Raw genomic sequence first — 14,470 nt, forward strand, 5'->3', positions numbered from 1 at the left:
TGATGGTTAAATGAAAAAAATTTGTTTTATAGCATCAACAGGAGGTCATTTAGATCAATTAATGATGCTAAGGCCAATTATTGATAAGCACAATAGTTTTATTGTTACTGAGAAAACAGAATATAATTCAATAAAAAGTAATAAAAAAATTTATTATTTATATCAAGTGAATAGACTAGAAAGAACATGGATTTTAAAAATGATAATTAATACTTTTATAAGTTTATATATTTTCTTATTAAAAAGACCTGAAATAGTAATTTCAACAGGGGTCCTAGCTACTATTCCAATGTGTTTAATTGCAAAGATTTTTAGAAAAAGGATTATTTATATTGAATCTTTCGCTAAGGTTAATAGTCCAACATTAACTGGTAAGTTAATGTATAGGTGTGCTAATGAGTTTTATGTGCAATGGGAAGAAATGCTAAAAGTTTATCCTAATGCAATATACAAAGGAGGAATATATTGAAAAGCTTTAAGAAAGAGCAATTTATTTTTCTTATCTAATATTATTAAAGGCGGTGTTATATGATATTTGTAACAGTTGGAAGTCAAAAGTTTCAATTTAATAGATTACTAATAGAAATGGATAAATTAATTGAAAAGAATAAGATAAATGAAGAGGTATTAGGGCAAATTGGATATAGCACATATAAACCTAAAAATTATAAAGTTATTCAATTTTTGAATTCAGAAGAATTTGAAAAAAATCTTAGGAAAGCTGATATTGTAATAACACATGGAGGAACAGGAACTATAATTAAGGCATTGAAACTTAGAAAGAGGATAGTTGCAATAGCAAGGCTAAAAGACTTTAGAGAACATGTTGATAATCACCAAATTCAGCTAATTAACGAATTTTATGACATTGGACTTATTGAAAAAGTTGATGATGTATCTTTATTAGCTAATGTAATAGAAAAAGCAAGGTATAAGGATGTAAAGGAATATGCATCCAATACAAATAATATAATTAGTCAAATAGAGAAATATTTAGATAGAGAATTTTAACTTGAATATTTTAATGGATCTTGCATTATGTAAGGTCCTTTTATATTTTTATAGGTTTCTAATATTATTAAATTTACAATATAAAAATAGTGATAATATCTAAAAAAAGTCTAAAGATTATGTAAAAGAAAAAATTAAATCTAAAAAATTTAAAAGTTTTAATAAATTATTTTCTAAATTAATTTTAAAATGATATGATAATATAATTGTAGAAGTTGTAAAGCATTACAAAGATGACTTAGAGAATATAATTTATTAATATGGAGGGGTATAAATGAAATTTAAAAAACTAGCATCAATTATTATGGCAACTGCAATGACCTTTGGGTTAGTAGCTTGTGGAGGTAATTCATCAGGGGAAAAGGGTGAAGATACTGGAGATACTGCAAACAAGAAAATTACTATTTGGGCTTGGGATGAAGCCTTCAATATAGTAGCAGCAAATAAGGCTAAGGAAATATATTTAAAAGATAATCCAGATGCTGAAATTGAAGTTGTTACTATGGCTCAAGATGATATAGTTGCAAAATTAAATACAAGCTTATCGTCTGGTTCTTATGAAGGGCTTCCTAATATAGTTCTAATAGAAGACTACAAGATACAAGGATATTTAACAGCATATAAAGATGAATTTGCAGATTTATCATCAGTAGCTAAGCCAAGTGATTTTGCAGAATATAAGACTGGTGTCAACTATGTAGATGGAAAGTTATATGGAATACCGTTTGATAGTGGAGTTGCAGCAACTTTTTATAGAACAGATTTAATAGAGCAAGCTGGTTATATTAAGGCAGATATGGAAAACTTAACTTGGGAAAAATATATTGAAATAGGTAAGGCAGTCAAAGAAAAAACTGGAGTTGCTATGTGTACATTAGACCCGAGTGATTTAGGACAAATTAGAATGATGCTACAAAGTGCTGGTTCATGGTATACAGATGCTGAAGGAAAAGTTACTGTAGCTAATAATCAAGCATTAAAGGATGCTATAAAAGTATATAAGGACTTAACAGAGTCTGGAATAACAAAGCAAGTAGCTGATTGGGATCAATTTGTAGGTGCCTTTAACAAGGGTGAAGTTGCTACAGTAGTTACAGGTTGTTGGATTGGACCTTCAATTAAAAAGGCAGAAGATCAAAGCGGAAAATGGGCAGTTGCAGCCTTCCCTAAAATGGCTAATAACAAAGATTCAGTTAACGCTTCTTCACTAGGTGGAGCAGGATGGTATGCTCTTAAGAATGTTGGGAATAGTGATATGGCAGTAGATTTCTTAGGTAAAACTTTTGCATCTAATGTAGATTTAATGAATGACTTAGCTGATTCAATAACTTTAGTTAGTACTTTAAAGAAGGCAGCTGAAGCACCTAATTATTCAAAGGGAAATGATTTCTTTGGTGGACAAGAGATATTTGCAGATTTTGCTAAGTGGACAGGAGAGGTTCCTTCAGTAAACTATAGCTTACACACTTATGCAATAGAAGATATTATGACTGAAGCTGTTCAAGCTATCTTAGGTGGAGCAGATATTGATTCAACATTACAATCCTTCCAAACTCAAATAGAATCAGCAGTTGCCCAATAAGAAAGTGCACCTATATAATTTTGCTTATTCCGTCGCATGCGCTCCAAGTCAACGCAAAATTAATAGGAGCACTTCGTAGCTAAAGGTAATAATTCCTCATTTCATTCGGAATTATGAAAAGTGATATAGGTAATTTTTTTATAAGTTCATGAATAATAAAAATAGCCATTTATTAAAAGAGAAATTAGTAAATGGCTATTTCTCATATAAGGGGGGATAAGATGAAAAGTAAAAGTATTAAATTAAAAAATAAATTAGATAGAAAAGCATGGTTATTTATTTTGCCAAGCATAATTTTAGTAACAGTTCTTGTATTTTATCCTATGATAGAGGCTTTTATTATTTCTCTAAAAAGTGGAATGGGTAATAATTTGAATTTTGTAGGTATAGAGAATTATAAGAGATTACTTACAGACTCAACTTTCAAAAAGGCATTATTAAATACAATATTATATTTAGTTATTCAAGTTCCAATTATGATAATTTTAGCCCTTGCTATTTCTGCTTTATTAAATGATAAGAAATTAAAGGCTAGAGGATTTTTTAGAACAGCTATATTTTTACCTTGTGTTACATCCTTAGTAGCTTACTCTATAATATTTAAAAGTTTATTTGCAACAGATGGATTTGTAAATGTATTTTTAATGAAAATTAACCTTATTGCAGAGCCTATAGCTTGGATCACTCATCCTATTTGGGCTAAGGCTCTTATAATAATAGCTATAACATGGAGATGGACAGGTTATAATATGGTATTTTATTTAGCAGGAATGCAGGCAATTGATGATTCAATATATGAAGCTGCAGAAATAGATGGAGCAAATGCTTTTATGAAATTTAAGAGTATAACTCTTCCATTATTGAAACCTATTATTTTATTTACAACAATAAATTCAACTATAGGAACACTACAATTATTTGATGAAACAGTTAATATTACTAATGGGGGACCTGCTAATGCAACCATAACAATTTCACAATATATATATAATTTGTTATTTAAGTATTCACCAAACTTTGGTTATGCAGCAGCAATTTCATATGTAATAGTACTAATGATAGTAGTATTGTCCTTTATTCAATTAAAAGCTGGAGGTGATAAAGATGAATAAGAAGTTTAATATATTAAGTATTTTAAAATATGTATTTTTGAGTGTACTATCATTTATATCAATATTCCCATTTATTTGGATGATAATTGCGACTACTAATAAATCTGTAGATGTTACAAAGGGAACTTTAATTCCAGGAAGTTATTTCTTAGAAAATTTAAAAAACTTATTAGCTTCAGATTTAAAATACTCTCTAGCTTTTAAAAATTCCTTAGTAATTGCAGTTATTACAACTGCTTTAGCTATGTTAGTTTCTTCACTTGCAGGTTATGCTTTTGAGGTTTATAAAAATAAAACTAGAGATAGGGTGTTTAGTTTTATATTACTTTCTATGATGGTTCCATTTGCAGCATTAATTGTTCCTTTATTTAGATTATTTAGTAAGTTTAAAAGCATGGGTCCATTAAAGGGAGTAGCAATAAATACTAGTGGATCAGTAATAATTATATCTGTTGCTACGGCCTTCTTAATATTTTTCTTTAGACAAAATACAAAAAACTTTCCTAAGGATTTAATAGAAGCTGCAAGAATAGATGGACTTAGTGAAATAGGAATTTTCTTTAGAATATATATGCCAACCATGAAATCAACTTATGCAGCAGCTACTATAGTTACATTTATGGGAAGCTGGAATAGTTATTTATGGCCACTTATTGCTCTGCAATCACCAGAAAAAAGAACTCTGCCTTTAGTAATTTCAGCATTAGGATCATCTTATACTCCTGATTATGGAATGATAATGACTGCTGTTGTTATTGCGACCTTACCAACAGCTATAATATTCTTCTTAATGCAAAAACATTTTGTTGCAGGTATGACAGGGTCTGTTAAAGGTTAGAAATTTTTGCTAATATTTAAATGAGATATTATTATGAGGAGGGCTTAGAATGAATATAGAAAAGATTGAACCAACCTTGGATTGGCTTGAAAATCCAGAGGTATTTAGAGTAAATAGGATAGATGCTCATTCAGATCATTTATTCTATGAAAATGTAGAAGATACATTACTAGGCTACAATATGCCTTTAAAACAAAGTTTAAATGGAAAATGGAAGTTTTCTTATGCTAAGAATCCATCTAGAAGGGAAAAGGATTTTTATAAGGAAGATTATGACTGTAGTACTTTCAATTATATAAATGTACCTGGTCATATTCAAATGCAAGGGTATGATAAATGTCAGTATATTAACACAATGTATCCTTGGGATGGCGTAGAGGAGCTTAGGCCTCCATATATATCAAAGGAAGATAATCCTGTTGGAAGCTATGTAAAATATTTCAAGATAAAGGATGAATTAAAAGGTAAAAAAATATTTATATCCTTTCAAGGAGTTGAAACTGCATTTTATATATGGGTAAATGGAGAGTTTGTTGGATATAGTGAGGACACGTTCACTCCATCAGAATTTGAAATAACTGATTATATTAAAGAAAATGGAGAAAATAAATTAGCTGTTGAAGTTTATAAAAGAAGTAGTGCAAGCTGGATAGAAGATCAGGACTTTTGGAGATTTTCAGGAATCTTTAGAGATGTATATTTATATGGAATACCGAAGCTTCATATAAGAGATTTATTTGTAAAATCAACTTTAGATAAAGAATATAAAAATGGATATTTAGAAGTGGATTTAGATTTTATATTAGATGATGAAAATAATGAGTTTAAAGTAAAGTCTTATCTTAAGGATAGAGATGAAAAGATAGTTTATGATTTTGGTACAATAATACCTAAGGATAAGAAAACTATAAGTTTAAATTCTATAATAGATAATGTAAAGCATTGGAGTGCTGAAGAGCCTTATTTATATACTTTATATTTTGAGGTTTTGGATGAGGAAAACAATTTAATTGAAATAGTTCCACAAAAACTTGGATTTAGAACCTTTGAAATGAAAAATAATATTATGCATATAAATGGAAAGAGAATAATCTTTAAAGGTATAAATAGACATGAGTTTAGCAGTAAAAATGGTAGAGCAATAACTGAAGAAGATATGCTTTGGGATATAAAATTTATGAAAAAGCATAACATTAATGCAGTAAGAACATCTCATTATCCAAATCAAAGCTTATGGTATGATCTTTGTGATGAATATGGAATTTATTTAATAGATGAAGCTAACTTAGAAAGTCATGGTTCATGGCAAAAATTAGGCGCCTGCGACCCAGAGTGGAATGTTCCAGGTTCAATTCCGGAGTGGAGAGATGTAGTAATAGATAGAGCTGAGTCTATGTTAGAAAGAGATAAAAATCACCCATCTGTACTAATTTGGTCTTGTGGAAATGAATCTTATGCAGGAGAGAATATTTTAGAAATGACAAAGTACTTCCATGAAAAGGATGATACTAGATTAGTACATTATGAAGGAGTATTTTGGAATAGGGAATTTGATGATGCTAGTGATATGGAAAGTAGGATGTATGCAAAGCCTAAGGATATAGAAGAGTATTTAAATAATAATCCTAAAAAACCATATATAAGCTGTGAGTATATGCATGCTATGGGAAATTCCTGTGGAGGAATGAAGCTTTATAGTGACCTTGAAGATAAGTATCCAATGTATCAAGGTGGATTTATATGGGATTATATAGATCAAGCTGTAGAAGTAGATAAAGAGGGAATAAAAACCTTAGCTTATGGTGGAGATTTTGATGATAGGGCAACGGATTATTGTTTCTGCACTGATGGAATAGTTTATGCAGATAGAACAATATCTCCAAAGGCACAAGAAGTTAAAAAACTTTATTCTAATATAAAAATTATTCCAGATAGAAATGGGGTAACAATTGAAAATAATAATTTATTTATTGGAACAAGAGATTATGATTTTATAGCTTACATTGAGAAAGAGGGAATAAGGATATTTGAAGAGAAAATCAATGTAGATGTTGAAGCAGGTGAGAAAAAGTATATAAAGATAGAATATCCATTAATTGAGGAAAATGGTGAATACAGTTATAATATATCTATGAGATTAAATAAAGATATGCTTTGGGCTAATAAAGGCTACGAAGTAGATTTTGGCCAAGCTATTTATAGTATTATTGATAATGAATGTAAAGGTTATAATAAAGTTTTAGATAATAGTGAGTTTAAGATTATTCATGGAGATGTAAATATAGGAGTTGTAGGTAAAGATTTTAGAATGATGTTTTCTATTCCAGAAGGGGGATTAATTTCTCTTTGCTATGATGGAGAGGAGTATATTACTAGAGCACCAAGAACATCTTTCTTTAGAGCTACAACTGATAATGATAGAGGAAATAGCCATAATTTTAGGACAGCAGATTGGCAAATAGCTGGATTACATCAAAAACTGGTGGATTTTAATTATACAGAAAGTAAAGAAGAAATTACTTTAGTATATAAGTTCGAAATGCCTACTAGTATTAAAACTACTAATACAGCTAGATATACTGTAACTCCAGATGGAAGTATAAAGGTTAATATAAATTATGAGGGAGTAGAGGGCTTACATGAAATACCGTTATATTCAATGGACTTTAAGTTTAAAAAGAACCTAGATATTTTTGAATACTATGGTTATGGTCCAGAGGAAAATTATATTGATCGTAATAATGGAGCTAGATTAGGAGTATTTGAAAATACTGCTAAAAATAATATGTCTAGATACCTAGTTCCTCAAGAGTGTGGAAATAGAACAAAGGTTAGATGGTTAAAGGTAATAAGTGAAGAAAATAAAGGATTAAAATTTAGCTATGTAGATAAGCCTTTTGAAATGAGTGTGTTACCGTATAGTGCTTATGAGCTTGAAAATGCCATGCATATATATGAGCTACCACCTGTTAATTATACTTGGGTTAGAATAATAGCAAAGCAAATGGGTGTAGGTGGAGATGATAGCTGGGGAGCACCAGTTCATGAAGAGTTTACCATTCCATCTAGTGAGGATATTGATTTAAGTTTTATAATTTCTAAGATATAAAGGGAAATTAATAATTAGTGTGAAAGCTTCTTAAGAGAAGTTTTCACACTTATAGTGTTTTTTAGTAATTTGGAACAAATTATATCATAATTATTAATTGTGAATTGTGAATTGAAAGAGGTGGGTTAATGAGTAGAAATTATTGTAAAGTTCTAATTGTTGAAGATGAGTTTATAATGAGACAAGGTATGAAGCATATGATTGAATGGGAAAAAGAAGGCTTTACAATAGTTGGAGAAGCTACTAATGGTGAAGAAGCATTAAAATTAATAGAGGTTTTGAAGCCTAATATAGTGATATCAGATATAGTTATGCCTATATTAAATGGCGTAGATTTTTCAAAGATAATTCAAAAGAAGTATCCAGATGTACAAATTATAATTTTAAGCAGCTATGATAATTTTGAATATGTAAAAGACACACTTCTAAGTGGAGCAGTAGATTATATTTTAAAACCAACCTTAACACCAAATCAACTCTTAGTTACTCTAAAGAAAGCTGTAGATAGAATTCCAGGATTAGAATTAGTTAAAAATGAAGATATATATTATAGCAATATAATTGAAAGATATATTCTTGGTTTTGAAGATGATATAGATAGTAATAAATTCTTTAATATTTTTCCTAATACTTGTTTTAGGCTTTTAGGAATTAATTTTAAACAATCTTATGGTAAAAATAAGGAGTTTTTAAAGCAGAATAAGAGACTTACAGAAGAGTTTCTTATAAGTAATAATTATATATTTATTAGGTTTATTATTAATGAAGAAGTTTTATTATATTTAATTAATTATAAGATAAGTGAAGATAAAGAAATAGTAAGTAAGTTTGAAAAATATCTAGAAAAAAAAGTTGTACAAGAAAATACTTTTTTTGTTATTACTCCTAAGTTTAATAATATAGCTAAGGTAAATGATAAATATAATAATGAATTTTCACCTTACTTATCACAAAAGTTTTATTATAAGAAAAAGTTAATATTAGATACTGAAGGTATTGTTTTAGATGATAGAATAGAAAAGTTTGATTCAAGTAAATATGATTATTTGCTAAAAAGGAAGGACTTTGTAGCTGCAATAAACTTAATAAAAAGTTATATAGATAAAGCAATCTCAGTTAAAATGGATGAATATAAGCTTAAGAATTTAGTTAAAAACTTGTTATATAACTTAATTGTAAGTTTAGAATCCTATGATTTAGAAGCAGAAGAATTACGTCAAAAGTACTTTAAAAAAATAGATAAAATATCATACTTAGAAGAATTTGAAGATGAAGTTAATAATATTTTCTTGGAGCTTAATGAATTTATTAATAAAAATGTAAACTTAGAAGAAGAGAGGATTAATGAAATCTTAGAATATATAGAAGAACATTATAATAAACCTTTAGAATTAAGTGATATAGCAAATGCTTTTAATTTTAATTATTACTATTTATCATATTATTTTAATAACCATTGTAAAGAAGGCTTTTCTGAATACTTAAATAGAATTAGGATAGAGAAAGCTTGTGATTTATTAAAGGAAAATAAAAGATATGTATCTGAAATTAGTTCAATGATTGGTTATTCCGATCATAGTTATTTTTGTAGGGTATTTAAAAAAATTACGGGACATACACCTAGTAGCTACAGAAGGCAAATGCATATTCAGGGAGTGTTAGATAATGAAATGGAAACTAAGATTAAATAGTTTATTTGTAAAAATATTATGTGTTGTAGTAGTGGGAGTAATATGTGTTTCCATTTCTGTAGGCTATATTACAATAAACATTTCGAGAGGAATATTTACTGATAATTATAAGGATTCCCAAAAGAAGATTTTTGATCAAGTGAATGATGATATTTATGATTTTCATAGTGAAATAGTAAAGGTTATAGATTCTGTTAATTCTCATAGAGCCTTTAGATCATATTTTACTGAAAAAGATTTACCAGTAAAGGACTTATCTAAAAATATTTATGAACTAAAAAAGCAAATGAAGTCATCAATGGATTCTAATAACTATGATATGAGTGTTTTAGTAGTAGGACTAAATGGAAGGTCCTATTTAAACAGCTCAGAACTATTGACAATGGGTGTAGAGGAAATTCTAAATTTAGATATAACTAAGAATGCACTTAAAAATAATAAAACTATAACTTATAAATATCTTGAAAAGGGAATAACCTCATCAACTAAGAATGAACCTATAATAATTATTTCTAAGGCTTTGAATCTAAAGGATGAAAAGCCTTATGGCGTTATCAATTTTATAATTAAAGAAAAAACATTTCAAAAGTTTTATGATTATTTTACCTTAGAAATTAATGATATAGTTTTGTTAGATGAAAATAATATAGTTTTATCTTCAAACAAGAAAGAGAATATTGGACAAGCTCAACTAGATTTTGAAGATACTATTAATGAGTTAATAGATAATAAGCAATTAAATAAAAGTTATGAAAGTAACAGAAATACTATATTTGTTCAAAGATTACCTTATTGTAATTTAACTTTATGTGGTACAGTAGATAATAATAAGGCTTTAGCAAAAATGTATGATGTTAAGAATATAGCTATTATTTGTACAGTTATAACATTATGTGTTTTGGCTGGAATATTTTTAATAGTAAGGCAAATGACAAAGCCTCTTTATTTATTGACCGAAAAAATGTCTAAAGTAAGAGATGGAAACTTTAATGAATATATAGAGGTAAGTGGTCCAGAAGAAATAAAAGAGTTATCATCTACTTATAATTTTATGATAACAGATATAAATAAGCATATTAATGAGTTGATGAAAGTGCAAAAGGAAAAGAGAAAAGCTGAGATACATGCTTTACAAATGCAGATAAATCCTCACTATATTTTTAACACCTTATCTAGCATTAAACTGCTTATTTGGCAAGGGAGTAAAGATAAATCTATTACTGCAATAGATGCTTTTATAAATATGATAAGAAATACCATAAGTAAAACAGATGAGTTTATAACTATAAAAGAGGAAATTGAAAACTTAAAAAACTATGTATTAATTAATAATATAAGATATGGGGATAGGATAAAGGTAGAGTATTTCATTATGCCTGACTGCTATGAATATTTAATACCAAAACTAATATTACAACCCTTTATAGAAAATTCTTTCTTTCATGCTTTTCCTTCAGAAGAAGAAGGAGAAATACAAGTTTTTATAAAAGAGTATGATGAGAGTAATATAAAAATAGAAGTTTATGATAATGGAATAGGAATAGATGATGATAAAATAGATAAAATCATGAAGGGAAATGAAGATAAAAATAGATATTTTAGTGGAATAGGCATTAATAATGTTGATAGTAGAATTAAATTAATTTATGGCAATGGCTATGGAATAAATATAAAGAGTAAGATAAATAAGGGAACAACTATCACCATAGTAATTCCAAAGTTTAAAGAATAGATTGCATTGATAGTAAAATTAACGAATTATTAAATTAATATAAGTGATTTTAATTTAGCTCTAGGATAATAAATCTAGGGCTTTTTTTATTACCAATAAATTTATAAAAATAATACTATGTAAATAGCTTTATATAGCATTTTTTAATAGTTTTTTTACATGAAGTTCATATAGTATTCAACAAAATAGGTTACAGTAAAACTTATGCAAAAATAATGCGATATATATTAAAAATATGGAGATTATATTAGTGAATGGATTAATGAAAATTTTAGATAATAACAAAGGAGAAAATAATGGTATTTAGTTCATCAATATTCATATTTATATTTTTACCATTAGTTATATTTTTATATTATTTATGTGATAAAAAAGTAAGAAACTATATTTTACTTTTAGCAAGCCTTGTTTTTTATGCCTGTGGTGGTATTTCTTATTTAAAAATATTATTAGTATCAATACTAATTAATTATATATTTGGAGTTTTGATAGATTCATTAGATATTAAAGAGAATAGTTCAAATAATAAGAGGAAATTTAATAAATTAAAAAAGACTTGCTTAGCTATTGGAGTATTTTTAAATTTAGGATTACTTTTTTATTATAAATATTATGATTTCTTTTTAGAGAATCTCAACATGGTATTAGGGAGTAACATACAATTTAAAAATATAGTTTTACCTATAGGTATTTCATTTTTCACTTTTCAAGGTATGTCTTATATAATTGATATTTATAGAAAAGATGCTAAGGTAAATAGAAATCTTTTTTCTGTTGCTCTTTATATTTCTTTATTTCCTCAACTTGTAGCAGGACCAATAGTGAAGTATAAAAGTGTTGATAAGGAAATAAGAAAAAGAGAAGAATCTGTAGGCGAATTTAGTTATGGAATATCAAGATTTGTAATAGGACTAGCTAAAAAAGTTATAATTGCAGATGTTCTTGGTGGTGTAGCAGATGAAGTTTTTATCTTAGTGAATACTTCAGGAATTGATATTATAACAGCTTGGTTGGGGGCTATTTGTTATAGCTTACAAATATATTTTGATTTTTCAGGATATTCAGATATGGCAATAGGAATTGGGCATTTCTTTGGATTTAAATTTATCGAAAACTTTAACTATCCATATATATCGAAGTCTATAACAGAATTTTGGAGAAGATGGCATATATCTTTATCTACATGGTTTAAAGAGTATTTATATATTCCTTTAGGTGGAAATAGAACAGGAAATGTGTATTTTAATTTATTTATTGTGTTTTTAGTAACTGGTCTTTGGCATGGGGCTTCGTGGAATTTTGTAATTTGGGGACTTTGGCATGGATTATTCATTATTATGGAAAGATTTGCAAGAGATAAGGAATGGTATAAAAATATTCCTTCAGGAATAAAGGCTTTTAGTACTTTATTTATAGTATTAATAGGTTGGGTTTTATTTAAAGCAGATAATTTATCAACTGCTATGAAATATTTATCCACAATGTTTGGTTTAATAAGCTTTAATAATATAACTTTTGAAGTTTCTTATTTTATACAAGTAAAAACTATGTTTTTAATAGTTGTTGGAATAATTTTTTCAACTCCAATATTGAAGATAGTTGTTTCAAAATATAAAGAAAAAAGGTATTTTGAAACAGTTAAAAATATTTTAATAATACTTTTATTTATTATAGCACTAATATTTATGATTAATTCTACCTATAGTCCATTTATATATTTTCAATTTTAGTGTTAATAAAATGAGGTGCTTAAGATGAATTTAATAAAAAGAAAACCTAAAGATAAAAAGACGTTAAGTGATATTATATTAATAATCTCATTTTTTATAGTTATTTTAGTTCCAGTTTTATTTATGAATTTTAAAAGAAATCAAGTTTCTTATATAGATAATAGAAAACTTTTAGAGATTGAAGATATCTTTAGAGAAGGTAAGGTTTTTGAAAATATTAAAAGCTATGTGGATGATAGAATTGGTTTTAGAACAAAAATAGTTGATTTATACTCTGAAGCTATGGATAGTCTATTTCACGAAATAACTCATCCTAGATATGAATATGGAAGAGAAGATTTTATAATGTCTAAGGCAGAGGAAAATGAGTTTAACCCTGAGTTTATGGATATATATGCTGATTTTATAAAGGGATTCCAAGATTATTGTAATGAAAGAAATATAAAATTTTTATATGCAGTAGAACCGAGAAAAGAACTTATATATCCTGAATATATAACAAAAGGATTTAATTATGAAAATATTGATATAGAATATTTTATAGAGCTTTTAAAGGAAAAAGAAATTAATTATTTAAATAATGTAGAAACCTTAAAGGAAGCAAAAGAAGAAGGTGTAGAAGAAGCTTTAAATAAGCTTTATTTAGATGGAAAAACTACAGAGAATGGAGAAATTGATTATAATGATATAAATTCTAATTTATTATTTGATCAAAAGTATGATGCTAGGCATTGGAATGAAGCTGGGGCTATAATTGGTATTTCTACAATAATAGATAGATTGAGTTTATTAGATAATAGAGTTGATAAATTTAATTTAAGTAATTACAAAGTAGAGGAATATATAAATGAAACTCTTGTAGCTTCTAATTTTAAAATTGATGAAAAAACTAATCATTTTAATTTAATTAATGATAATTCAATTTATATAGAAGATTTAGAAGATGAAATAGTAAGGCATGAAAGCTTTAGAAATTTTACACATTATAAGAATTCAGAAAATGAAGATGCTCCTAGAATATTAATATTTGCAGGAAGTTATTTTGATAATAAAGAAAAATTTATAACAGAAAGCTTTTCAGAAGTTATGAAGATTCATAATTATAGAAATGTTATTGACTATGAGTATTATATCAATATATTCAATCCAGATATAGTTTTATTTGAGTCAACAGAGTACACGCATTTTAATTTTTATTTCCCAGACAATGATATGAAAAATAAAATTCACATGAAAAGCTTAGAATATTTTATGAATAATAAAGGAATAAAAGAAGAAAACTTTGTTACAATTACTAAAGTTAATAAATATGGAGAGGATTTAACAAACTTTTCGGTAGAAATTCAAAGTAATGAGGACTTCTTTGCTTATGCATATATAAATAATAGAGCTTTGGATTGTAAAGTAAAAGAAGCAGATAACAAAAGATTTGTTGAATTTTCAATTATGACTTCAGAAATAAAAAATATAGATAGTTTTGATTTGTATTTTGTATCTCAAGATAAATATAGATATCAAAGACATCAAATAAATTTAGAATAATAGTTGTAATAATTATTAAAAGAGCGAATTGATATTAATGCTACTTGGAGATTAAGGTGAATGTGGAATAAAAGGAATTAAGATTTTCTTAATTCCTTTCTTCAGTTTTAGGGATAGAAATTG

General features: G+C 27.0%; 10 protein-coding genes. All 10 read left to right on the forward strand.

All coding sequences use genetic code 11. The features are described 5' to 3' along the window. Nucleotides 1-10: 10 nt before the first annotated feature. The 10 genes from pssD (at nt 11) to BN6774_RS04655 (ending at nt 14,347) form a co-directional block, all read left to right on the forward strand. Nucleotides 11-469, forward strand: coding sequence for a PssD/Cps14F family polysaccharide biosynthesis glycosyltransferase (gene pssD / locus BN6774_RS04610; protein WP_066890494.1), 459 nt, complete (start codon nt 11-13; stop codon nt 467-469). 59 nt (nt 470-528) lie between these two features. Then, the gene (pssE, locus tag BN6774_RS04615) at nt 529-1,011 is read left to right on the forward strand and encodes a PssE/Cps14G family polysaccharide biosynthesis glycosyltransferase (RefSeq protein WP_066890497.1); all 483 of its coding nucleotides are present in this window, start codon (nt 529-531) and stop codon (nt 1,009-1,011) included. Between the two features lie 274 nt (nt 1,012-1,285). Next, entirely contained in the window at nt 1,286-2,593 is a 1,308-nt protein-coding gene (locus tag BN6774_RS04620; RefSeq protein ID WP_066890500.1) for an ABC transporter substrate-binding protein, read from the forward strand. 221 nt (nt 2,594-2,814) lie between these two features. Beyond that, complete coding sequence (locus BN6774_RS04625; protein ID WP_066890503.1) at nt 2,815-3,705, forward strand: carbohydrate ABC transporter permease; 891 nt, start codon at nt 2,815-2,817, stop codon at nt 3,703-3,705. Then, nucleotides 3,698-4,543, forward strand: a complete 846-nt coding sequence (locus BN6774_RS04630; protein ID WP_066890506.1) for a carbohydrate ABC transporter permease — start codon at nt 3,698-3,700, stop codon at nt 4,541-4,543. Before BN6774_RS04625 ends, BN6774_RS04630 begins: the two co-directional genes overlap by 8 nt. Nucleotides 4,544-4,592: 49 nt before the next feature. Then, a complete protein-coding gene (locus BN6774_RS04635) occupies nt 4,593-7,652 on the forward strand; it encodes a beta-galactosidase, LacZ type (protein WP_066890509.1) in 3,060 nt (1,019 codons plus the stop codon). Nucleotides 7,653-7,780: 128 nt separating this feature from the next. Next, the gene (locus tag BN6774_RS04640; protein WP_066890512.1) at nt 7,781-9,343 is read left to right on the forward strand and encodes a response regulator transcription factor; all 1,563 of its coding nucleotides are present in this window, start codon (nt 7,781-7,783) and stop codon (nt 9,341-9,343) included. Continuing rightward, on the forward strand, nt 9,318-11,075 hold the full coding sequence (locus BN6774_RS04645) for a sensor histidine kinase (protein ID WP_066890515.1): 1,758 nt from the start codon (nt 9,318-9,320) through the stop codon (nt 11,073-11,075). Before BN6774_RS04640 ends, BN6774_RS04645 begins: the two co-directional genes overlap by 26 nt. Before the next feature lie 296 nt (nt 11,076-11,371). Further along, complete coding sequence (locus BN6774_RS04650) at nt 11,372-12,805, forward strand: MBOAT family O-acyltransferase (protein WP_066890518.1); 1,434 nt, start codon at nt 11,372-11,374, stop codon at nt 12,803-12,805. 24 nt (nt 12,806-12,829) lie between these two features. Beyond that, on the forward strand, nt 12,830-14,347 hold the full coding sequence (locus tag BN6774_RS04655) for an alginate O-acetyltransferase AlgX-related protein (RefSeq protein ID WP_066890520.1): 1,518 nt from the start codon (nt 12,830-12,832) through the stop codon (nt 14,345-14,347). The last annotated feature ends 123 nt before the right edge of the window (nt 14,348-14,470 follow it).

The organism is Clostridium nigeriense (assembly GCF_900086595.1).
Classification (GTDB): Bacteria; Bacillota; Clostridia; order Clostridiales; family Clostridiaceae; genus Clostridium; species Clostridium nigeriense.